The following is a 23,025-nucleotide window of genomic DNA, read 5'->3' on the forward strand; positions in this document are numbered from 1 at the left end:
AACCATTGGGAAAGGGCGGCCTGCGGGGTCGTCCTTTCTGCGTTACAATACCCGAAGTTTCACTTACCAGGGCCGCAAAGCCCCGTCGACGAAAAAGGATATCACCATGGCCATTAACGCTCCCGAGGGGACTCGCGATCTTCTGCCTGACGAGGCGCTGTTCTGGAATCAGTTCAAGCAGACGGCGGCCGAGGTGTTCGGCGCCTACGGGTATTTGCCCATCGAGACGCCCATCATGGAGCAGACCGAGCTCTTCGTCCGCGGCATCGGCGAAGCGACCGATGTGGTGTCCAAGGAGATGTTCACGGCCATTTCCGGTGAGAATCTGCGTCGCTGGGTGGAAGAGGGGAAGGCCCCGAAGGCGAAGAGCCGCCTGTCCTTGCGCCCCGAGGGCACGGCCGGTGTGGTGCGCGCCGTAGTGCAGCACGATTTGGTGCCGCAGGGCGCGGCCCCGGCGAAGCTCATGTACGCAGGCCCGATGTTCCGCGCCGAGCGCCCGCAGAAGGGGCGTCAGCGCCAGTTCAATCAGGTGGGTGTGGAGTGCCTGGGCGCCGAGGAGCCTACGATCGATGCCGAGGCCATCATCATGCTCATGCGCTTTTACGAGAAGGTGGGCATCCCGCGCGATTCCATGCGCCTTCTGTTGAACTCCATGGGCTGCGAGCAGTGCCGTCCGGCCTACCGCGAGCTCGTGCGCGCCTACATGGACGAGCACGCCGACGAGCTGTGCGACACCTGCATGACGCGCGCCGAGGTGAATCCGCTGAGGGCGTTCGACTGCAAGAATCCCCAGTGCGCGGCCATTATGGCTGACGCGCCGAAGATCACCGACCACTTGTGCGACGAGTGCCGCGAGCACTACGATGCGGTGAAGGTTCTGCTCGATGGCGCCGGGGTTGTCTACGAGGAGGACTACAAGCTCGTGCGCGGCCTGGATTACTACACCCGTACGGTGTTCGAGGTGCAGGTGGACAACGGCATGGGCGCCCAGAACGCCATCGGTGGCGGCGGGCGCTACGACAAGCTGGCCGAGGAGGTGGGGGGCCGTCCCACGCCGGGTCTCGGCTTCGCGCTCGGCTTCGAGCGCTGCGTGCTGGCCCTGGAAGCGGCCGGCGTGGAATTCCCGCGGGCCCAGAAGTGCGACCTGTTCGTGGCCTGCGTCGATGATTCCGTGCGCGCCCGGGCCTTCGCGCTCGTACAGGAATGTCGCGACGCCGGCTTCACGACCGAGATGGATCACCAGAAGCGCTCGCTGAAGAGCCAGTTCAAGCTGGCCGACAAGCTGGGTGCGGCCCGCGTGGCCGTCCTCGGCCCCGACGAGTTGGATGCGGGTGAGGTGACTCTGCGCGACATGGCCACCCACACCGAGGCCAAGGTGCGCCTGGAAGAAGTCGTCGGCGAGCTAGGTCGCGCGATTTCGTAGGAACTTTCTCGTTCTGCTTTCTGGCGTCAAAGAGGGAGCTGTCGATGCGGCGATGCGTCGACAGCTTTTCCTGTTTCTTCGGGTTTGACAGCAAGTATAGCTGCAAGTATACTTGAATTGCAAGTATACAGGAGGTGCGCTATGCCGCAGTTGTCTTTGTATCTGGATGAGCCGACCATGGAAATGCTGCGCGAGAAGTCGTCTCGAGCGCATCAGTCGATGTCGAGGTACGTGACGGGGCTCATTCGCGAGAGTGGGGAAGGGCGCGGCTGGCCGTCGGGCTACTGGGATAACGTCTACGGCTGTCTGAAGGATCCGACGTTCGTCGTCCCCGAGGAAGAGGGAGACCTCGACGAGATCGTTCTGTTCGCGTAAGGGGCCGTCATGTATTTCTTCGACTCCGATGTGTGCATCGAGATCATGCGGGGCCATCTGCCGCGGGCCCAGGAGATCATGCGGAAAAGCTCGCCGGATCTGTTCGGCGTGCCGGCTATCGTCGAGGCCGAGCTGCTGTACGGGGCCGAGAACAGTAACAATCCCGAAGAGGGCCGCTATTTTGTAGAGAGCCTCTTGTCGCCGCTGCACATCATTCCCTTCGATTCCCGGTGCGCCGCCTGCTACGCGCGAGTCCGGGCCGACTTGAAGCGGCGCGGTTGCATAATCGGGCCGAACGATCTGCTGATTGCCGCGACGGCCCTTGCCCATGGCGCGACGCTCGTTTCGAACAACACGAGGGTGTTCCGGCGTGTCGAGGGATTGCTTCTGGAGTTGTGGGCGGAGGTAGACTTTTAAGGTCGCAGTGAAGAAAATCTTCAGGCCCGTGGTTTTCTTTCGGGTATTTGACGGGTTGGGTGTTGGCGCGGGGCCTTCCTGTATAGTGTCACGAAACCTTCTACGGGGCCAACGGGGCCCCAGGACGAGGTCGCCGCGCGGTGCGCTGCGGCCGATAAGAGAGGATGAGTTACGTGGCACAATCTGGTTTGGATTCGCTGCTTGAGGCGTTGCGCCAGTCGGGTATGAACACCGATGGCGTGGGCTCGGGCACCGGTGCGTCGGATTCGGCGTCGTCCGGGCCGCAGACGCCGGGTTCCGGCTCGGGCGCCGGCGCGGGAGCGTCGGGCTCGCGCGGCGGTGTGGGCGGCTTTCCCTTCGGAGGCTTCGGCGGGTTCGGGGGTGCGGGCAACGGCGGCGGTCGCGGCCATGGCGGCTCCGGCTCCGGTTATGGCGGCGATGGCGGCCATGGTGGCCCTACGGTCGATTTCGAGTTCCTCGCCAACGACTTCCACCTGCCTTCTAAGAAATGGCTGGCGCTCATCATCGTGCTGGCGCTGCTCGTCATCGCCGGTGCCTACTGGTGGTTCCATCCGGCCATCAACATTCACTCCACGGACTTCTGGGGCTTCGTCTTCATCGTTATCCTGCTGCCGCTGTTCCTCGTTTTCTGGATGCGCTCCAAGCAGTACAAGACGGGCACCAAGGAAGTGACGAAGAACGAGGGTAAGGCGAAGACCTTCCGCATTCTGTCCTTCGTGCCCGTGGCCGTGGTGGCGCTCGTGGCCATTGGCGCCCTTATGTCCATGGCGATCTTCCCGGGCAATGCCGAGAAGTATTCCAACGTGCTGAAGACCGACACGCTGGAGTTTGCCCAGGACATCAAGGAAGTGAACTATTCGGAGATTCCCGTCATCGACCGCGATTCCGCCATTTTGCTGGGCAACCGCGAGATGGGCTCCATCCCCGAGTACGTCAGCCAGTTCGAGGTGTCGAACCTGTACTCGCAGATCAACTACCAGGGCACGCCGGTTCGCGTGAGCCCCTTGGGCTACGCCGACCTGTTCAAGTGGTTCACCAACCGCGAGGGCGGCATCCCGGCCTACGCGCTCGTGAACATGACCACCCAGGACGCCGAGATCGTGCGTCTGGAAGACAGCCCCATCTATTACTCGCAGTCCGAGCCGCTCGTGCGCAACATCGACCGCCACGTGCAGTTGTCCTACCCCTTCTACATGTTCGGCGAGAAGTCCTTCGAAATCGATGAGGACGGCCACCCCTGGTGGATCTGTCCCGTGAAGGATTTCACCATCGGACTCTTCGGTGGCGAGACCATCAGTCGCGTGGTGCTGTGTGACGCCACCACCGGCGAGACCCAAGACCTCGCCGTGGCCGACTGCCCCGAGTGGGTCGACCGCGTGTTTCCCGCCGAGCTGCTCATCCAGCAGTACAACTGGTGGGGGGCCTACAACAACGGCTGGCTGAACTCGTTCCTCGGCCAGGAGGGCGTGGTGCGCACAACGCCCGGCACCGACGGCACGCTGGGCTACAACTACATCGCCAAGGACGACGACGTGTGGGTGTACACCGGCGTCACCTCGGCCACGGCCGACAACTCCATCATCGGCTTCGTGCTGGTGAACCAGCGCACCCAGGAGTCGCACTTCTACAGCGTCTCGGGCGCCACGGAGGACTCTGCCATGCAGTCCGCCGAGGGCCAGGTGCAGAACTTGCGCTACACCTCCACGTTCCCGCTGCTCATCAACGTGTCGAACCAGCCGACCTACTTCATGGCCCTGAAGGACGGCGCGGGCCTGGTGAAGAAGTTCGCCATGATCGACATCCAGCGCTACCAGAACGTGGCCGTGGGCGATACGGTGGCCGACACCCAGAAGGCCTACGAGGCGCTGCTCGCCACCAACGGCGTGGTGGCCGAGGGCGAGGGCGGCGCGACCGATGTGGTGACGGTGAAGGGCACCATCCGCTCCATGAATCAGGCGGTCATCGAGGGCAACACCCACTTCTACCTGACCGTGGAAGGGGAGGACGGCTCCATCTTCGATTTCGCGCTGCCGGGGCTGCTGGACATCGTCGGCTATAAGGTGGGCGACGAGATCAACTTCACCTACGTGGAAGCTGCCGGTTCCAACGTGAGCCCGGCCTATGAGATTCTGGGCGAGGGCGGCAAGGCCTCCGAGAACGCCTCCGGCGAGCCCGAGGACGATGTGGTGCAGGATAACGGGGCCGCCCAGACGCCTGCCGACGTTGCTTCTGGCGAGGACACCGAGAAAGTGGCCTAGGGGCGCTTCGGAGCCAACGTAATTCTTAAGGTTTAAAGCGAGCGGGAGCAATCTCGCTCGCTTTTGTTTTCCCAGGTCAACATGAAGGTTTATAGGAGGGTTTAAAGCTTTAAACTTCTTTTTCCCGCTTGGTCGATGCGTGGATTTGCCAAGGCGTCCATAGTGCGTGGTGCAGCGAGGGAGCTGCGGCGGCGAAGCGAAAAGCTTCTCCGCAAACCAACGCAGCACGGACGCTGCAACCGAGCTTTCAGAGAAGCTCGGCGTCACGAGTGAGGGAAAGGGACCCATCATGACCAACGGAATGAATGTTTCTCGCCGCGACCTGTTCAAGTTCGGTGGCCTGGCCGCCATCACCGCTGCCGGAGCCGGCGCGCTCGCGGGCTGCGCTCCCCAGCAGAAGATGGCGAGCACGGGCGCCGCCGCTGCCGAGGACGGATCTACCTACGTGGGCCCGAGCTTTTTGCAGAAGCCGGCCGAAATCACCGAGTTCGACGAGGAGCACACCTACGACGTCGTAGTCGTCGGCGCGGGCGAGTCGGGGCTTTCTGCTATGCACGCCGCCTTGGAGGCGGGCGCCACGGTGGGCGCGCTGCAGAGTCTGTCCATCGTGCAGACCGCCGGCAACATGGGCGCTTCCATCGACCTGACGAAGACGAACGAGGCCGGCATTAAGGCGGTGCTGTCCTTCATCAACTACAAGAGCGACTACCGCGCCAACCTGGGCCAGGTAGAGACCTGGGCCCGCAACTCCCAGGAGGCGCTGGCCTGGTGGGCCGAGGCTGCGGCCAAGGGCGGCAGCGAGTCGAAGCCCTACGACTACACGGTGAACTGCAACGGGCATGAGGTGTTCTTCCATGCCAACACCTACTTCCATGACGAGGGCCATCAGAAGGGCGCGCTCGTCATCGGCGACGCCGTGCAGGCCGAGGGCGCCGAGATCTTCTTCGAGACCCCCTGCGTGCAGTTGCTCGTGGAGGACGGCCGCGTGGCGGGTGCCATCGGCGAGACCAAGGACGGCGCTCATGTGCTGCTGCGTGCCAACAAGGGCGTCATCATGGCCGCCGGCGACTATGTGGGCGATTCCGAGATGCTGTACTACTACACCCCCGACGCGAAGGGCCTGCATCAGGCCGTCGACTTCCGCAACGGCACGGGCCTGAAGGCCGCCATGTGGGCCGGCGCCCAGATGTGCCCCGCCTCTCACACCAAGATGGTGCACGGCGAGGGCCCGAAGGTGCGCTTCGAGATGCCGTATTTGTTCCTCGACCGTCACGGCAAGCGCTTCATGGACGAGGGTTGCTGCCGCATGGGCTATCTGAACGAGTTCACCAACAAGTACCTGGCCGAAGTCGATTTCGCCGAGTCCACGGCCGCCAAGTTCTTCTCCATCGTGCCCACGAACTGGGAGGAGCACTACGATGCCTGGAAGGACTTCTCCGACATCTCCATCCACAACGCCTACCGCAACGTCGATCCCGAAGCCTGGATCAAGGGCGACACGCTGGAGGAGCTGGCCGAGGGCATGATCGCCTACGCCGACGAGGAGGGCTGGGCCCACGACTACACCGTGGAGGCCATCGTCGAGTCCATCAACCGCTACAACGAGCTGGTGGCCGCCGGCAACGGCGATGAGGACTTCGGCAAGCGCGACGAGTATATGGTGCCGATCGAGGCCCCCTGCTACGCGGTGCCGCGCGGCGCGAACAACATCGACGCCCTGGTGGACGGCCTGTGGTGCGACGGCAACTTCCAGTGCCTGGACGTCGACATGAAGCCGATCGAGGGCCTGTTCGCCGTCGGAAACGCTTCCGGTCCCTTCTTCGGCAACAGCAACTACCCCATGGACATCGAGGGCCTGTCGGTGGGCCGCGCCATCACCACCGGCTTCGCCACGGGCCGCTACGTCGCCGGCCTGTAGACTCGCTAACGGCGCTTTTCTCACCCTCCCTCTGAGCCGACGCCCCTCACCGGGCGTCGGCTTTGCCGTTTCCGCCGAATTGGGGACGTGGAAAAAGCGGGACTTGCCACGGATTGGGACTTCTGGAAAATGTGGGGCATGTTTTCTGGGAATAATTTCGAGTTGTTAGACATTCGGTTCCCTGAGGATGGCCTGATTTCGTCGAAAGAGGAGCTCGGAAAAGACTTTCCGCCTTTTGAAAGACAAAAAGCGCAGTTAGGTTCAGGCGTAGACAGAGGATATGTCTAACAACTCGAAATTTCTGCCATAATAGACGGGCGAGATTGACACGAGGGTTGCAAAGGGGCTGAGTGTGAAGAGCGAGAATGCGGAAGATCGTCGGGCGCTCTTGAGGGGCGGGCGGCGCTACGTCTGCGCTTACGGGTGCGCTCGGGCGTGGGCGACGCTGACGTTCACGGGAACGTCGGGCGCGGGCGTGCTGGGCGCGCCGTCGAGCGACTTCGATTCTCACCTCACGTTCGACATCGCTTTCATTGCCGTCAGCATTCTCGTGGTGCTGCTGTTCCGGCGTCTGGTGCCCCTGAACGAGAATCGCGTGGTGAAGGCGGTCTCCTCCGGCTGTATGGCGGCTGCATCGCTGCTGTGCGTGGCGACTGCCTGGATCCCGGGGGCGTCCTTGGGGCTCATGGTCGCGGGATCGCTGGCGGCGGGCGTGGGCTATGGTCTCTTCCTGCTGCTGGCCGCGGAAGTGCTGGCCACCTTCAGTCTGTTGCGCATCTTCCTGTTCCTGTCGGGCGCGATGCTTCTAGGCTCGGTCATCACGTTCTTCTGCGAGGGGCTTGTCGGCCTTCAGGCCCAGGCCATGCTCGTGCTTTTGCCTTTGCTGGCGACGCTGTGCCTGCAGGGCGCCTACGAGCATGTGCCTGCGGCCGATCGTCCCAAGCGGGGCGTGCCGAAGTTCTCCTACCCGTGGAAGCTGTTCGTGCTGTACGGCCTGTACGCCTTCGCCTACGGCATGCGGGCGAACCAGCTGGTGGCGGGCGCGGGGAGGCACTCGTCGGCCTCGACGTTCATTCTCATGGCGGTGCTGTTCGCCACGGCCTATTTCGCGTCGAAGCGGTTCAATATCGGGCTTCTGTACCGATCTCCCGTGGTGCTCATGGTGTGCGGCTTTCTGCTGGTGCCGGCCGAGAGTCTGTTCGGCACGGCGGCGTCCAGCTACCTCATCGCCATCAGCTACTCGCTCATGTCCTTCCTCGTGATGTTCCTGCTGTTCGACATCGCCAAGCGCTTGGGTGTGGCTATCGTGGCGTTCATGGCCATCAAGAACGCCGAGCAGTTGCTGCAGCTGGCTGGTGGCGGCGCCACCGATGCGCTGGGCATGCTCGGGCTGCCGGCGTCCACCGAGGCTCTGGCGGTGACGGTCATCGTGTCGGTACTCATTTTGGCGGCCACGGTGCTGCTGTTCTCCGAGAAGGAGCTGGCTAGCAAGTGGGGCGTGTCCATCCTGGAGGAGGGCGGCCTCGTGCAGCGCACGGCCGAGGAGGAGCGCGCCGCCGAGCGCGTGGAGGAGTTCTCGCGCACCTATCGTCTAAGCCCTCGCGAGCAGGAGGTGCTGGCGCTTCTGGCCGAGGGGAAGACCGGCCGCGTCATTCAGCAGGAGCTGTTTATCGCCGAGGGTACGTTCAAGGCCCACACGCGCCACATTTACGAGAAGATGGGCATCAACTCCCGCAAGGAGCTGTTCGAGCTGCTGGGCCTTCGTTCGTAAGCAACTGCAGGTTGCTGCTGATTGGGTTGCGCAGGCTGCCGCTGGCCGGGCTGCGCAGGCTGCCGCTCGCGCGGGTTTTTTGGAGAGGGGAGAAAAACCCGTTGACACGGGCGGGATTCGCTCTAGAATAGACGAGCTGCCCAAAGGTGGGCAGTGCAACGAACAGATATGTTCCGCTACTTAAGACAGCAGGTACCGAGTCTGCAACCGCCTGCGGGGCGTTCCGGAAGGGGCGACACCTGGCGCAACGGCTCGGTTTAATCGCGAAAGCGGCCCGCCGAGGTGGTCGAAGATTCGCAACCGTGAATTTCTGCGGCCTCCGTCTTATGGGCGGGGGCCGCTTTTCTCATCTTAAGGCTTGCGGCCCACCCAGCACAGGTGCGGAACCCGGAAAGCTTTGAGAAGGAGGTGTACGTACAACATGCCCAACGCTCAGAACAAGGAGATGCTCGCCAGCATCAAGGAGGATCTCGACGGCGTTTCCGCCATGTGGGTCGTGGATTACCGCGGCCTTACCGTGAAGGAGATGCAGCAGCTGCGCCGCGACATTCGCGAGACCGGCTCGGTGATGAAGGTCTACAAGAACACGCTGGTTCACCTGGCGCTCGCTGAGGCCGAACTGCCGACGCTCGACGATATGCTCGCCGGCCCCAGCGCGTTCGTGTTCTCCGGCAACGACGTGGCCGCATCGGCTAAGGCCCTGAAGACCTTCGCTAAGGCCAACGAGAACCTTGAGATCAAGGGCGGCCTGATGGAAGGCGCTGCCGTGTCGGCCGCAGAGGTGGAGGCCATCGCTTCTCTGCCCTCTCGCGAGCAGCTCATGGCTCAGATCGCCGGTGCCATCTCCGGCGTCGCTCGCGGTCTGGCTACCACCATCAACGGTGTGCCGCGCGGTTTGGCCCAGGTCGTCAAGGCCGTGGCCGAGCAGAAGGAAGCTGCCTAACAGCTCGGGCGGCCTGAGACGGGTCGCGTAACGCAAGAAGAAATAACGGTCGGCGCGAAGAGGTGCCGGCCCCCTTTGAAAGGAAACTAACATGGCTGTTACTCGTGAAGAGATCATTGAGGCTTTGAAGGAGATGTCCCTGCTCGAGGCTTCCGAGCTCGTGAAGGACATCGAGGAGACCTTTGGCGTGTCCGCCGCCGCTCCGGTGGCCGTGGCCGCCGCCGCTCCGGCTGAGGGTGGCGCTGCCGCCGAGGAGAAGTCCGACTTCGACGTCGTGCTCGAGGGCTTCGGCGACAACAAGATCGCCGTCATCAAGGTTGTCCGCGAGATCACCGGCCTGGGCCTGAAGGAGGCCAAGGAGGTCGTCGAGGGCGCTCCGAAGGCTGTCGCCGAGGGCGTGAACAAGGAGAAGGCCGAGGAGATCAAGGCGAAGCTGGAAGAGGCTGGCGCCGCTGTGACCCTGAAGTAAATTCGCTTTCGCGAAGACTTCTCCCAACCATCACGGTTGAACACAAGGACCCCGCTTACGAGAGGGGTCCTTTTTTGTCTTCGGAGGATTGCCGGCTCTCGGTCGGCTTAGCCCAGCCACTCTACGAGGGATGTGATGTCGCGCTGGGTTTGGGCGAGGCCGTCCTTGTAGGATTTTCACGAGGGCATCGTAGTCGGTGGTCTTGTTGGTGACTTCCATCTTGTCGGGATAGAAGATCCAGGCGGCGCCCGTCTTCTCCGGGCCTTCGTACTGTGGGGTGAAACCGTGACTGGTGGCGGTGTTAACGATAAGAAGCACCTTATCCTTGTATTTGGACAGCGGCACGTCGGTGTCGCCTTAGACTCTAACGCTGAAATCATAGATGCTCATGAGGGTTCCGAGTCTTTCATTTGCTGGCGTTCGCGTACGGGTGGTCCGTGAACGCAATGGATGGACATTGCGAACAATAGCGAATGACCGAGCCTTGATATTTGGAAATGGTTAGTCGTGCTTATTTGTTGGCATTAGAAGCGAGCGAGGGCATTGGGGAGATAGTAGTACGGTGCTCTAAATATTGCGTTCGCCTCGTCGCTGCCTTCGCTCGCGCCATCAGATGGTCGCATTGACGGCAACTTCACTATAGCTAAATAACAAAAAACCCAGGTCAAAACTGGACTCATCCAAAAGAACTAGTCCCAAAACCCGCAAACGTCTGAATAGATGAGGACAAGTATAGCCCCGCGTTCTATCTTGCGGATTGTCGGCGCTTGCAAACCGGGATGTTTGCAAGAACGCTTTATCCCGTAGAGAGAAAAGGGGAACTATGTCTAATACGGAGAAGAGATTGTCAGATTTGTCTCGAAGGGGCTTCATTGGCGCGTGTGCCGCCACGGTTGCTGCCTTGGGCGCTACAAGCCTAGGGTGCTCCGAAAACAACGTCCGAATGGCAGAGACAGGAGAGTTGGAAGAAGTTGAACCGGAGTGGAAGCCAGTAGTGTGCTGGGCGCATTGCGGCGGCAAATGTGGACTCAAAGCCTATGTGAAAGACGGCACCGTCCTCAGGCTTAAAACTGACGACACCCACGACGATTCTTTCAATCATCCTCAGCACCGCGCCTGCTTGCGTGGCCGCTCGAGAAAGTTTGACGTGTTCTCGAAGGACCGCGTTCGCTTCCCTATGAAGCGGAAGCACTGGCAGCCGGGTGGCGGCGATAACGTCAACGGTGACCTACGTGGCATTGACGAGTGGGAGCGCATCTCGTGGGACGAAGCTCTCGATATGGTGGCAGACGAAATAACGCGCATCAAGGAAACCTATGGAAACCGTGCCATTCTCGGAAGCGGTCAACAGCCCACGAACCGTACTTATGTTGATTATGAAATGTACATCGATTTTCCTGACTTCTTCATCAAGGGGCTGGAATTCTTCAATGTGCTGAATCTTTACGGCGGTCAAGTGTCCCATTACGGCACGGGCTCGGCGGGCTCTTTCCAGAACGTTCCCGAACTGGTGGGTTTTGGAACAGCTAATGCTGGTGGCGGCATCGACATGCTTAATGATCGACTTGACGCACGCAACTGCGAATACGCGGTCATGGTTGGCGTGAACCCTGCTTGGAGCTCTGACGGCACAACCTTGTGGGCGAATTTCGTGCCCATGAGAGACGCCGGATGCAAGTTTTACTGCATCGACCCCATGCATACGGACACGGCAGAGGTCTTGGGTGCGGAATGGGTGCCCATTCGCCCTGGCACTGATATCGCGTTTCTCATGGCGTGCGCCTACGTGATGATCACCGAGGATGATCCCAAGAGTAATCCGCTTATTGATTGGGACGTGGTCAATCGCTGCTCCATCGGCTTCGATGCCGAATCCATGCCGGAGGGCGCCGACACCGAGAGGAACTTCAAAGACCATATTCTGGGAATCTATGACGGTTGTGCCAAAAATCCCGAGTGGGCAGAGGAGATTTGCGGCGTTCCTGCAGGCAAGATTCGAGAGATTGCCTATGTGCTGGGTATGGAAAATAAGACGGCCCTGCTTTGTGGATGGGGTCCGGGGCGCTGTAACGACGTAGATAACCTTCCTCAGATTCTTATGGCAGTGGGGTGCGTGCTCGGTGGACATTTCGGCAAGTCGGGCCATATGACCGGCAGCAGCTTGCGCGACACCTCGGCAAGTGGTGGCAATGCGCTCATCAACCCGGGCTGGAGAAAGTTGCCATGCGTGCCCGACCCCGTTGATGATTGTATTCAGGATCCGCTGCTGTGGCCCGCGATTCTGGAGGGTCGCTACGTGTACAACGGCCTTGGCCAATTTCTCGAAGGCGAAGAGCGCGAGATTGATGTTCGCTGTATCTACAACTATTCGCTCAATATGCTCAGCCGTACGGAAGACCAGATAAAGGGTATCGAGGCCTACCGAAAGATGGATTTTGTGGTGACCCATGCGCTTACGTTCAATCCGAACGCCCAGTACTCCGATATCGTACTTCCCGTGTGCTCGCCCTGGGAGCTGCCGCCCCAGTTGGGTATGTTCACGGGGCGAGAGGCGGCTTTCTTGGGCGATAAGGTGTGTGATCCGCTCTGGGAGTCGAAGTCGGTCACGTGGATTGGACGCGAACTCCTCGCGCGCTGGGGCATCGACCCCGATTTGGCCTATCCGTACTCCGACGAGCAGCAATCGTTCTATCAGATTTCCGGGACGCAGATTATTGAGGACGACGGAAAGACCTTCTCGCCCCTTGTTACCTTTACCGCAGAGGACATCGCAGCCCTCGGCGTGGAAGGTGAGCCCCAAGAAGGTAAGATTTCCTACCGGGACGCGCTAAAGCAGGGCGTGATAACCGTACCCCGTTCTGAATCTGACAATCACGGGCACATCGCATACGAGGCGTTCCGAACTGCTCCCGAGGAAAATCCCCTCGCGAGCGAAAGCGGCAAGATGGAACTGTACTGTCGTCGCCTGGAAGAGCAAACCTCTCGCGCAGGATGGGGCGTCGTGTCCCCCGTGCCCGAATACGTCGATGATCAGAAGTTCGGCTATAAGGCAACATTTGCGAACTATGAGGCACGCGAAAAAGGCCCGTATCCCTTCCAGCTCTTCAATCCTCACTACCCCCGTACAGCGCACGCTCACTTCGATAACGTCTTGGAGCTTCGCGAGGCATTCAAACGCCCGCTGTTCATAAGTCTGGAAGATGCCGAGTCGTTAGGCATTGAGACCGGCGACACGGTTCTCGTTGAGAACGATTACGGTCGGGTGGTGCGTCAGGCTTGTGTGACCAACCGCATCATGCCTGGCGTGGTTGGGCTACCCCATGGAGGATGGTTTGAGATGGACGAGCAAGGAAACGATCTAGGCGGATCCGGCGCCACGCTGTGCGGCTCGGTGACGGGCGGCACGGGCGTCTCGGGATACAACACCCAGATTTGCTCGGTGACCAAGGTGGATGGCAGCCCTGAAGATTGGGAGCGTCCTGTGGCGATGCCCGAATGCCAGAAAGACGAGGAGGAGTAACGATGGGACGTATGGGATTTTACTTCGACGCAGTCAATTGCATTGGTTGCCGAACCTGTCAGATTGCCTGCAAGGACAAGAATGCTCTTCCGGTGGGAATGTTGTTCCGCCGTGTGGTGACGGTAGAAGCGGGACGCTTCCCCGAGGGGTCATTCTTCCACATTTCCGAAGGCTGCAATCACTGCGAAGACCCTGCGTGTGTGAGCAACTGCCCTTCGGGAGCTTGCGCGAAGAACGAGCAGGGACTGGTAACTATCGATGAAGAGGTATGCATTGGTTGTCGGTCTTGCGTAATGTCGTGCCCCTATGGCCAACCCCAATATGACGCGGAGGCAAGTGTGAGCCGTAAGTGCGACGGTTGTTCGGATTTAACTGCCGCTGGAGGGAACCCCGTCTGTGTCGATTCTTGCCTGATGCGCTGCTTGGAGTTCGGCGATTTGGACGATCTGCGCGCTCTTCATGGCGAAGGCTTGGTGTCGGAGATTCCGGTGCTGCCCTCCGCTAGCGAGACGAACCCTTCGCTGCTTATAAACCCGCGTGCCTGTGCTCTTGAAGAAGAATTCACTGTTCAGAGCGTCTATTAAGAGAATCGCCAGCGTTCGTCTATAGGGATGCTTGCTGGAAAGATGCGATTTGAAAAGCCGCGAAGGCGAGTGTTCGCGAAATGAGCGTGCGAGATGGAAGGCGATTGCAATTGTGCGCGGTCGCCTTCCATATGCTGAAGTTTTCAAATCTGAAAATGTTCGGAGAACTGTCTACCGAGCCGAAGGAAAGGAAAGGCCAATGAGCACAGACGTAAGCGTATTTGATCGGCAAAAGGCGGCTGCCTTCGGTTTGGTGCTGAAGGTGTTACAGAGCGTATTCGGCGCAGAGCCCAGTGTTGGACAGGTCAATGCGTTGCGCGAAGATACCTTCCAGGAAGCTCTTGCCCTTCTTGGGTTGGGAGGCAACGAGGCTATTGCCTGCGCTATGGACCAGTTTTTGACAGATGAGAATGACTTCCAGCGCATCGGGGAGGGATACTATCGCTTATTCGTAAGCCCTTCGCTCGAGGTTTCTCCCTGGGAATCCACGTATGTTGGCAACCCTCAGCTCCTCTTTCAGGAAAGTACCCTCGATGTTCGCAATTTCTATAAGTCACTTGGCTATGTAGCCGATAAGTTTCAACAGGTGGCCGATGACCATATCGCCATCGAGCTTGGCTTTCTTTCCGCCCTCTGTCTAAGAGCCGCCTTAGCCGACGAAGAGGAGGAGGGCCGTGCTCTCGTTGCAGATGCGGCCCGTTTTGCCGATGAGCACCTTGCCCGCTGGACTCCCATTTTTTCGAAGTCGCTGCAGGAGCGGGACAAAACGGGGTATTATGCTAATTGGGCGAAGGGGCTGGAGGCATGTCTCCTCGTCCTGAAGGAGTGTGCGTAGCCGGCGATACTTTGGAGGTGCTGGCAAATTGGCGAGAGGCGCGGCATCTACAAAGAGCATGGGCGGTTTGTTTGCGGCTTTGTCGGACGAGGGGAAGAAGTGGCCCGGCATTCATTGCTTCGCCCTGGCGTTTTATATGGCTTGGTACCATATGACGTTTTTCGGGGAGTCGTGGATTCGCTTCAATGCGGCGGGTCCCGTAGAGCGCATCTTTCTCTTCGTGGCTCCCTCTCTGACTCTTGTGGCAGCTTTCGTAGCAGCGGCGTTCCTTCCTCGTCGAACGTTGAGGGTTCTTTCGCTTCCGCTGGCTATTTCCGGCTTCGCTCTTGTTGCGACTGCGGGATCGCTGCTCATGCTGTTCTCCGTAGGGTTTTTGACCCCCTTCTTCTTCGGCCTCGGCTCATGCGTTTCGGCTGCGGGAATGGCTCCACTTGCCGTGAGGATTGGTCTTGATCTTGCTGAAGAGGGGCCCAAGCGTGCGTTTCTCTTTATCTCGGCATCGTCGGTTCTCTCAATGCTTATTTGGTTTGTGGTTTCGTGCGTCACTCTGATATCAGCAGGGCTCGTGTTGGCTTTGCTCCCGATGACAACGACGGCGCTGGTGCTCACTGGCCCTTATAGAAAGGGAGGGAAGCGAGCTGACGAGGCTGAGGAAGGCGAGAGGGGACTGCGCGTATCGCTTGTCGATTTCTGGCGGTTCTTCTCGGCGTTCTTCGTGTTTGCGGCTGTGGCTGGCATGGGGCGTGTGCTGTTCCTAGACGCCTCTCAGGAGGGTTATCTCCATTCGATGATGTTCCTCGCCCTGGTTTCCTGCTTGTCGCTTATGCTGCTGGCAGTTAAGGGTCTCTCGGTATCCATGCTACGTGGCGTTTACTATTTGGTTGTGGTCAGCTGCGTTTTTGCGTTACTTCTGGTGTTTGCGGTCGGGGTAGACGCTCATTGGATGTTCGAACTGACTAATGCGCTCTACCTGGTTCTCGATGTTTTGTCATGGTGCCTCATTGCCGCGGCTGCCTTCGTGGGTCGAAAGCGGGCACTTTGTATCGTTGCGTTTGGCCGCGCCGCATTTTTGGCGGGGTCGATAGCGGGGTATTTGCTCGGTGCAGGCTATCTAAAGTCGATTTACAGCTTCCAAGGGGGCGAATATCTTTGGGTTGCTCTTGTTCTAGTCGTGGTGTGTTGCGCGACGGTAGTTCTCTCGGGGGGAAACCTTGTGGAGCTGACCCAGGTATCGATTCAGGAAGCCCCTGAGGTAACTGATCGCTCTGCGTTTGATCTTCAGCAAGCCAGAGAAGAGTATCTCAACCACAAATGCGAGCGCATTGCGGCGCAGTATCACTTGCCTCCACGCACAGCTGAGGTATTGGGAATGCTGGCTGCGGGACGTGGGAACAAAGAAATCGCGGAAGAGCTTTGTATGGGGCTGAACACCGTGCGGACCCATGTACAGAACATCTACCAAAAACTTGATGTCCATAGCCGCAGTGACTTAGCTTCGTTCATTGAGCAATATTAAAAGGTCGTTCGTTCTACCCCTAGGATGGCGTCTTCGCGGCTTCCGAAAGAGCACCTGGCGATTTGCCTGTACTCTCCTTTGCGGGGTGCTCTTGCTTTATAGGCGGTTTAGCCGAGCCACTCGATGAGGGAGCCGATATCGCGTTTGGCCTGGGCGAGGCCGGTCTCGTAGGAGCGGACGAGGGCGTCGTAGTCGGTGGTCTTGTTGGTGACCTCCATGGTGTCGGGGTAGAAGACCCAGGCCGACCCCGATTTCTCCAGAGCCTCGATCTCGTCGCACAGCTCGTTGTAGGGCTGCCAGCGGGCGATAGTGCGCTCGGCCACGATGGGATGCGCGCGGAAGGCGGCGCGGAAGAGCGCTTGGGCGGCGCGGCTCATGGGGCGCTTGCGATAACCGCGCGGCTGGGTGCGGATGATGCAGAAGCGCTCGTAGCCGTCGGCGCGGGCGGCATTCAGCAGGATGCCCCAGCTATCTCCCATGCCGCCGTCCATATAGGTGCGCCCATCGATGGTGGTAGGCGGCATGAAGATGGGCATGGTGGACGACGCGCGCACTTTCAGTCCCAGGTCGTGGGCGTCTTTCACATCGGCGCGGGTCCAGGCGACGGTCTCGCCGGTGTTCCAATCCATGGCCTCGATATGCATCTCGGCCGGGTTGGCGGCGAAGGTGTCCCAGTCGAAGGCCATGGGGTCGCCGGCGGCCGCGTTCTCGATCAGCTCCTCGTAAAGGTAAGGGCTGTTGAAGTAGCCGGTGCCCCGCAAGAAGCTGCCCCAGCCGCCGAAGCGCGGGTACTTCACCAGATCGACGAAGGAGGCACGGGCACGGGTGGCGTCGCGCACCAGGTAGTTCACCGTATGGCTGGATCCGGCCGAGATGCCGTAGACGCGCCCGAAGTTCAGGTTGCGCGCGAGCAGCTCCACCACCATGCCGGCAGTGTAGCTGTTGCGCATGCCGCCGCCCTCGAAGATGAGCGCCACATCGGGCTGGTTGATGGCGAGGCCGGCATATTTGGCGGGGTCGGTCATGAGGACTCCTTCGAGGCGCGAAAAAAGGGAGCCCATAAGAGCTCCCTTTCAGTATAGCTATTCGTCGCGATGTCGGGCGAGTTACTCCGCGTAGCGGAAGAGGGCGGCGACGGGTTGGTCGGTGGGCATCTGATCCTGCTCGACGATGTAGATGTGGGCGTCTTGGGCCAGTGCCGCCTGGGCGAAGGCGTCGGTGATGTCGGGCGCGGCCGGGTCGATGTAGCCGTCGTCGACTGGGTTGGGGTTCCCATCGAAGGTGACGGTGCCGGTGTTGATGTCGAAGCCGCCGGGGAGGATCTTGCCCTTCACGAGGAACAGCGCCCCCACGCGGCGCTCGGCCAGCGCCATGCCGATGACGTCGAAGTCGTCCGAGGCCTTGCCGTGGGCCGCATCGGCACCGAACTTCTCGGCGGTTTCCTTGATGTTCGCATCGCGGATGCCGTCCATCACGGTCAGCGACTCTTCCAGAAGCGCCTTGCCGTCAAGACCGGCGGGATCCTTCTTGATGCCGACGGGCAGGAGGTGGCGCAGCGTGGAGAGCTTGCGGAAGGCGTGCTCGTACTCCTCGTCGCAGCACAGGATGATGGGAGTGGCGTCATCGCGCACGAGGTAGTCGTTCACGGCCTGGTTCACGTAGCGGAACCACGGCAGGGCGTCGTCCTTCTTCACCTCGTTGCGGGACTGGCGGTCATGATACTGGCCCATGTGGCCTTCCAGGGTGATGTAGTCCAGCGCGCCCAGCTCGCCCTTCTTCATGTCGGCGGCGGTGTCGTCGCTGTTGGCGAACAGCTCGCTGAAGAAGTCGTGCACTTCCTGCGGCAGCTGCTGGCGCTCCACATGGGTGCGGTCGCCCTTCACCCAGCTGAAACGGTCGTTGCCGAGCTCCAGCACGTAGTACTCGGTGCCGTATTGGAAATTGCGCAGCAGCGGCTTGACGAAGTAGGTGTCGCCGGCGGCCACCATGGGGTCGGGGGCGAAGAACAGGTTGTACACGTAGATGTCGTCGTTGTTCATGAGGAAGCCCAGGCCCTCGCCGGCGTGCAGCCAAAGCGGCATGTCCGGATGCTCGAGCAGGTAGTCGGCCTTTTCCACAATGCCCTTATAGGCGTCCTTGTCGTAGGTTTCCGCAAGGGTGCGCTCGGCGTCCTTCATCAGATCCTTGAACATGTCACGATCCCAGATATCGCGGCGCTCCTCGCGCTCGGTGTGGTGCACGGGGATGTAGAGCGACACGACGGGCGCGGTCACATCGGCGAGGATGGCCGGATCGAAGTCCTCCATCACGTGAATGCTATCGGCGGTCTTCCGCAAGGTCTCCTTCTCGTCTTTCATGACGAACCTCCAAAGTGGTCGGGAACACAAAGTGCGCGCAGCAGTGTCGCCGCGCCGTTGACGTTGGAAGGCGACGGCGCGTGGTGCAACTGATGTGCTGGAAAGAGCATAGCCCCCGACTGGGAAAATCGGGGGCTATGAGCCAGCCTGTGAACGGGCGGTTGCCGAAATGCAGTTTAAAGTTGATTTGGCCGCTCGCCTTTAGTTGCCTTTAGTCGAGGTAGCGCTTCACGTTCATGGCGCGCATGGCGTTCAAGATAGCGATGACGGCCACGCCCACGTCGGCGAAGACGGCCATCCACATGTTCGCGATGCCGAAGGCGGCCAGCACCAGCACGGCGAATTTGATGCCCAGGGCGAACACGATGTTCTGCCAGACGATGCCCATGGTGCGCCGGGCCAGGTGAATGGCGCGGGCGATGTCTGCGGGGTTGTCGTTCATGAGCACGATGTCGGCGGCCTCGATGGCGGCGTCGGAGCCCATGGCGCCCATGGCGATGCCGATGTCGGCGCGGGTGAGCACGGGCGCGTCGTTGATGCCGTCGCCCACGAAGGCGAGCTTGCCCTTGCCGTGGGTGTCGCGCTCGGTTTGGGCGAGGAGCGCTTCCACCTCGGCCACCTTGTCCTGGGGAAGCAGCTCGGCGTGCACCTCGTCGATGCCGAGTGTGGCGGCGACGGCCTGGGCCACGGGCGCGCGGTCGCCGGTGAGCATGACGGTCTTCTTCACGCCGGCCGCCCGCAAGTCGGCGATGGCGCGCACGGCGCCGGGCTTCACGGTGTCGGCGATGGCGATGGCGCCCAGGTAGGTGCCGTCGGCGGCCACGTAGAGCACGGTGCCCGGGGCCTCGACGGCGGTGAAGGCGATATGGTGGGCCGTCATGAGCTTGCCGTTGCCCACGAGCACTTCGCGCCCGTCCACGACCGCTTCCACGCCCTGGCCGCTCACCTCGCGGACGTCGCGCACCCGCTCGGCCGCCACTGCGGCTCCGCGATAGGCCCGCACCGATTGCGCGATGGGATGGGTGGAAAAGGTCTCGGCCGCCGCGGCGATGTCAGCAAGCTCGGCCTTGCTTATGCCGGGGGCACAAACGAGCTCGGTCACGGAGAACGTGCCGTCGGTCAGCGTGCCGGTCTTGTCGAATACGACGGTCTCGGTGGAGCCTAGGGCCTCCAGGTAGTTCGACCCCTTCACCAGAATGCCGAGGCGCGAGGCGCCGCCGACGCCGCCGAAGAACGACAGCGGCACGGAGATGACCAGCGCGCAGGGGCACGACACCACGAGGAAGGTGAGTCCGCGCAGCACCCAGTCAGACCACTGGCCGCCGAACAGCAGCGGCGGCACGACGGCGAGCACGGCGGCCACGCCCACAACGATGGGGGTGTACACGCGGGCGAACCGCGTGATGAAGTTCTCGGTGCGGGCCTTCTTTTCGGCAGCGTTTTCCACCAACTCCAGGATGCGGCTCACGGTGGAGTCCTCGAAGGGCTTGGTGGCGCGCACGACGAGTTTGCCCGTCAGGTTCACGCAGCCGGAGATGACCTCGTCGCCCGGGCGCGCCGTGCGGGGCACCGACTCGCCGGTGAGCGCCGCCGTGTCGATTTGGCTTTCGCCGGTTAGCACCGTGCCGTCAAGCGGGATGCGCTCGCCGGGCATGACGATGAACTCGTCGTCGGGGGCCAGCTCGAAGGGGTCCACCTGCTTCAGCTTGCCCTCTTCCATGACGTTGGCGTACTCCGGCGCGATGTCCATCATGTCCGCGATGGACTGGCGCGACTTGTCCACCGCGTAGCTTTGGAACAGCTCGCCCACCTGGAAGAACAGCATCACGGCCGCGCCTTCGGCCATGTGCGGTTCGGTGTCGGGGAACAGCACCAGCGCGAACGCGCCGAAGGTGGCCACGGTCATGAGGAAGTCCTCGTCCAGCGCGTGCCCGTGCGCAAGGCCTCGCAGCGCGTCGGCGATGACGTCGTAGCCGGCGATAAGATAGGGGATGAGGAACAGCGCGAACTCGGCGTACACATCACCGGGGGTGCCGAAGGCGGCGCGCAGGATGCCGGTTTGGGTCGCCACTTCGATGGCGACGAACAGCACGAGGGCGACGATGATGCGGGTGAGGAGTTTTTTCTGCTTCGGGTTCATGGGGAATCCTAACGGACGATGCGGCAGTCTTTCTCGTAGCTGGTGCAGACGGCCTGGGCGGCGTCGACGATGGCGGACAGGGCCTCGGCGTCGGCGGCGTCCGCGTCAATCATCAGCTTGCTCGTCATGAAGCTGATGGATGCCTTGTTCACGCCGGGCAGCTCGTTGATGCCGGCTTCCATTTTCGCGGCGCAGTTGGCGCAATCAAGGTTCTCCAGTTTGAATGACTTGCGCATGGTGGTTCCTTTCAGTGTTGTTCCCACTCGCTAGGAGCGGCCGGTTCGGTGAATCGGGGGCACGGTTACTCGCACACGTGGGTCATGCCCTGGGCGAGCATGGTGTAGACGTGGTCGTCGGAGAGGGCGTAGATGACGTTCTTGCCGTCGCGGGTGGCCTTCACGAGGCGCGCCTGCTTCAACGTGCGCAGCTGGTGGCTCACGGCGCTTTGGGTGCAGCCGACGACGGCGGTGATGTCGCCGACGGATAGGCCGCTGCCCATGAGCGCGAACAGGATCTTGATGCGGGTGGTGTCGGAGAAGGCCTTGAACAGGTCGGCCACGTCGAACAGCAGCTCCTCGTCGGGCATTTCCGCAAACAAGCTGGCCGTGGCCTCGCGGTTGCAGCCGCAGGGGCAGGCCTCCAGCGACGCGCAGGCACCTTCCACGATTCTGCCGGCTTCTTTCTCTATGGCTGTCGGTTCGCTCATCTCAGCTCCTTGCAAACTATTAAACATATGAGCAACTGTTCATAAGTATAGGCACCGCCACCGTTCTGTCAAGGGGCGGAATAAAAGATTTCGTTTGGAAGGGCAACGGAAGGGGAAGCGTAACGGCTCCGTCGCCATCGGAAGGCGCGCCAAAGCTACCATTGAAAGCAGAAAACGCGATAGGACGCAGTGCCGCATGCTTTTGCCTTGCACGATCCGGCCAATTCCCAATCATTGATATGAGCTGGGGAAGAAGGCGCGGTCGGTCGTCCCGTCGCGCCCGATGCGAATTTGAAAGGTGTTGCAATGAAGGCTTACCAAATCGTCGATGCCGACTTCGTGAAGCGCGAGATAGGGCGCATGCCCATCGTGGACGTGCGGCCGCCGCTGCGCTACGACCCGGCCCATATTCCCTCGGCCATCAACATTCGGCTCGATGTGGCCGCCGCCTCGGAGGATCCTGCCGAGGAGCTGGCCGAGATGTTCCAGGACAACGGCATTTTCCCCGAGGACGCGGTCGTCGTGTACTGCCAGATGGGCGTGCATGCCAAGATCGCCTGCGATTACCTGGCGTCGGCGGGTTACAGTAGACTGTATCTGTACGCCGGCAGCATGAACGACTGGATACGCGACCCGGCGCGTCCCGTGGAGGCCTCGTCGGTTGCCTTCGCGAAGGCGTCGTAGGAGGGCGCGAAGACCTGCGGGCCGGACGTCTGGGGCTGCCGGTGCCGATGCCGATGCGCCCGTCGCGACGAAACGATGACAAGGGTCGTCTGTCCGTGGCAGGCGGCCCTTCGCTGTCCTACCATAGGCGGGAGACATCGACGCGGGAGGCCCGCGTTCGCGAAGACGGGAGGCTGCCATGACCACGGAAGAGAAGCGCATCGACGAGGAGAAGTCCTCGCAACTCGATAGACCCGAGCCCATTCCCGGGTTCCCCGAATTCGGGCACATTCCCTTTGAGGGGCTGCACAACACGCGCGACTTGGGCGGCATGCCGACGGCCGACGGGCGCGCCATCGTGCCGGCGAAGCTCCTGCGCAGCGGCGCACTGCACAAGGCGACCGAGCAGGACCTAGCGCGGCTCGTGGGCGACTACGACCTCGCCGGCGTCATCGACTTCCGCACCCAGCTCGAGCGCGACAAGGAGCCCGACCCTCGCGAGCTTATGGAAGGCGTGGTCTTCTACGACTTCCCGGCGCTGTCCGGCGAGACCATCGGCATCACCCACGGTGCCGGCGTGGCCCAGAACCTGAAGACCTTCGCCAGCTACAACGCCGGCCCCCACGAGTTGGTGTGCGGCATGTACCCGCAGATCCTGCTGGGCGAGGCGGGGCGGGTCGCCTACACGTCGTTCCTCGAGGTGCTTTTGGAAGGCGACGGCGGAGCCTATCTGTGGCACTGCACCGAGGGCAAGGATCGTGCCGGTTTGGGCGCCGTCATCGTGGAACGGGCGCTCGGCGTGCCCGAGGCCTACGTGCGCGCCGATTATCTGGCCACGAACCTGTTCGTCCGCAACCGCGCCGAGGGGATCATCGACGCCATCAGCAAGAAGCTGCGGCTTGCGCGCGGGCTCGATGCGGACGTCGACTCGCTGTTCTACGCCTACAACGACTACTACGACCGCGCCATGGCGGCGGTGAGCGCCAACTACGGCTCTTTCGATGCCTACCTCACCGAGGCCCTGGAGTTCGGCCCCGAGAAGCGTGAGGCCCTGCGGGCGAAGTACCTGCGGTAGTTGCGGCGGCCGACCACCCATTCCGCACTTTCTC

Annotated in this window: 19 protein-coding genes and 1 pseudogene; 15 read left to right on the forward strand and 5 right to left on the reverse strand. The window is 61.3% G+C overall.

Annotated features, from left to right (window positions below; all coding sequences use genetic code 11):
- Positions 1 to 106: 106 nt before the first annotated feature.
- From hisS to ACW4QM_RS04255, 13 genes and pseudogenes are all read left to right on the forward strand, one after another.
- Positions 107 to 1,423: a histidine--tRNA ligase gene (hisS, locus tag ACW4QM_RS04195; RefSeq protein ID WP_173114222.1), complete on the forward strand. Its 1,317-nt coding sequence runs from the start codon at positions 107 to 109 to the stop codon at positions 1,421 to 1,423.
- Positions 1,424 to 1,564: 141 nt separating this feature from the next.
- The gene (locus ACW4QM_RS04200; protein ID WP_022740633.1) at positions 1,565 to 1,798 is read left to right on the forward strand and encodes a hypothetical protein; all 234 of its coding nucleotides are present in this window, start codon (positions 1,565 to 1,567) and stop codon (positions 1,796 to 1,798) included.
- Between the two features lie 9 nt (positions 1,799 to 1,807).
- Positions 1,808 to 2,215, forward strand: a complete 408-nt coding sequence (locus ACW4QM_RS04205; RefSeq protein WP_157012433.1) for a type II toxin-antitoxin system VapC family toxin — start codon at positions 1,808 to 1,810, stop codon at positions 2,213 to 2,215.
- Positions 2,216 to 2,388: 173 nt separating this feature from the next.
- The gene (locus ACW4QM_RS04210; protein ID WP_415978887.1) at positions 2,389 to 4,494 is read left to right on the forward strand and encodes a Tat pathway signal sequence; all 2,106 of its coding nucleotides are present in this window, start codon (positions 2,389 to 2,391) and stop codon (positions 4,492 to 4,494) included.
- A 289-nt stretch (positions 4,495 to 4,783) separates the two neighbouring features.
- Positions 4,784 to 6,412: an FAD-binding protein gene (locus ACW4QM_RS04215; RefSeq protein WP_157012434.1), complete on the forward strand. Its 1,629-nt coding sequence runs from the start codon at positions 4,784 to 4,786 to the stop codon at positions 6,410 to 6,412.
- Between the two features lie 352 nt (positions 6,413 to 6,764).
- Positions 6,765 to 8,183 carry a helix-turn-helix transcriptional regulator gene (locus ACW4QM_RS04220; RefSeq protein ID WP_452039264.1) on the forward strand — a complete coding sequence of 473 codons (1,419 nt, stop codon included), beginning with the start codon at positions 6,765 to 6,767 and terminating at the stop codon, positions 8,181 to 8,183.
- A 421-nt stretch (positions 8,184 to 8,604) separates the two neighbouring features.
- A complete protein-coding gene (rplJ, locus tag ACW4QM_RS04225) occupies positions 8,605 to 9,126 on the forward strand; it encodes a 50S ribosomal protein L10 (RefSeq protein ID WP_114539434.1) in 522 nt (173 codons plus the stop codon).
- Positions 9,127 to 9,217: 91 nt separating this feature from the next.
- Entirely contained in the window at positions 9,218 to 9,595 is a 378-nt protein-coding gene (gene rplL, locus ACW4QM_RS04230) for a 50S ribosomal protein L7/L12 (RefSeq protein WP_114539433.1), read from the forward strand.
- A gap of 823 nt (positions 9,596 to 10,418) precedes the next feature.
- A pseudogene (locus ACW4QM_RS04235) lies at positions 10,419 to 10,508 on the forward strand (twin-arginine translocation signal domain-containing protein); the annotation flags it as partial.
- A 30-nt stretch (positions 10,509 to 10,538) separates the two neighbouring features.
- A complete protein-coding gene (locus ACW4QM_RS04240) occupies positions 10,539 to 13,115 on the forward strand; it encodes a molybdopterin-dependent oxidoreductase (protein WP_452040693.1) in 2,577 nt (858 codons plus the stop codon).
- A 2-nt stretch (positions 13,116 to 13,117) separates the two neighbouring features.
- On the forward strand, positions 13,118 to 13,699 hold the full coding sequence (locus ACW4QM_RS04245) for a 4Fe-4S dicluster domain-containing protein (RefSeq protein WP_114539431.1): 582 nt from the start codon (positions 13,118 to 13,120) through the stop codon (positions 13,697 to 13,699).
- A 199-nt stretch (positions 13,700 to 13,898) separates the two neighbouring features.
- Positions 13,899 to 14,534 carry a TorD/DmsD family molecular chaperone gene (locus ACW4QM_RS04250; protein WP_114539430.1) on the forward strand — a complete coding sequence of 212 codons (636 nt, stop codon included), beginning with the start codon at positions 13,899 to 13,901 and terminating at the stop codon, positions 14,532 to 14,534.
- A 58-nt stretch (positions 14,535 to 14,592) separates the two neighbouring features.
- Positions 14,593 to 16,050 carry a helix-turn-helix transcriptional regulator gene (locus ACW4QM_RS04255; protein ID WP_114539429.1) on the forward strand — a complete coding sequence of 486 codons (1,458 nt, stop codon included), beginning with the start codon at positions 14,593 to 14,595 and terminating at the stop codon, positions 16,048 to 16,050.
- A 107-nt stretch (positions 16,051 to 16,157) separates the two neighbouring features.
- Here ACW4QM_RS04255 and ACW4QM_RS04260 read toward each other — a convergent pair whose 3' ends face one another.
- The 5 genes from ACW4QM_RS04260 to ACW4QM_RS04280 form a co-directional block, all read right to left on the reverse strand.
- Entirely contained in the window at positions 16,158 to 17,075 is a 918-nt protein-coding gene (locus ACW4QM_RS04260) for a patatin-like phospholipase family protein (RefSeq protein ID WP_452040683.1), read from the reverse strand.
- Between the two features lie 81 nt (positions 17,076 to 17,156).
- Positions 17,157 to 18,407, reverse strand: coding sequence for a baeRF8 domain-containing protein (locus ACW4QM_RS04265; RefSeq protein WP_417177824.1), 1,251 nt, complete (start codon positions 18,405 to 18,407; stop codon positions 17,157 to 17,159).
- Positions 18,408 to 18,618: 211 nt separating this feature from the next.
- Positions 18,619 to 20,547: a heavy metal translocating P-type ATPase gene (locus ACW4QM_RS04270; RefSeq protein WP_417177823.1), complete on the reverse strand. Its 1,929-nt coding sequence runs from the start codon at positions 20,545 to 20,547 to the stop codon at positions 18,619 to 18,621.
- A gap of 8 nt (positions 20,548 to 20,555) precedes the next feature.
- Positions 20,556 to 20,783 (reverse strand): cation transporter, encoded by a 228-nt coding sequence (locus ACW4QM_RS04275; RefSeq protein WP_161128396.1) that lies wholly within the window; start codon positions 20,781 to 20,783, stop codon positions 20,556 to 20,558.
- Between the two features lie 65 nt (positions 20,784 to 20,848).
- The gene (locus tag ACW4QM_RS04280) at positions 20,849 to 21,133 is read right to left on the reverse strand and encodes an ArsR/SmtB family transcription factor (RefSeq protein WP_227070446.1); all 285 of its coding nucleotides are present in this window, start codon (positions 21,131 to 21,133) and stop codon (positions 20,849 to 20,851) included.
- 426 nt (positions 21,134 to 21,559) lie between these two features.
- Between ACW4QM_RS04280 and ACW4QM_RS04285 the strand changes: the two genes are divergently transcribed.
- Together ACW4QM_RS04285 and ACW4QM_RS04290 are read left to right on the forward strand one after the other, a co-directional pair.
- On the forward strand, positions 21,560 to 21,937 hold the full coding sequence (locus ACW4QM_RS04285) for a sulfurtransferase (RefSeq protein WP_114539424.1): 378 nt from the start codon (positions 21,560 to 21,562) through the stop codon (positions 21,935 to 21,937).
- Positions 21,938 to 22,115: 178 nt separating this feature from the next.
- Entirely contained in the window at positions 22,116 to 22,991 is an 876-nt protein-coding gene (locus ACW4QM_RS04290) for a tyrosine-protein phosphatase (protein ID WP_417177822.1), read from the forward strand.
- The last annotated feature ends 34 nt before the right edge of the window (positions 22,992 to 23,025 follow it).

The sequence above is a fragment of the Adlercreutzia sp. CNCM I-6207 genome, assembly GCF_977072305.1.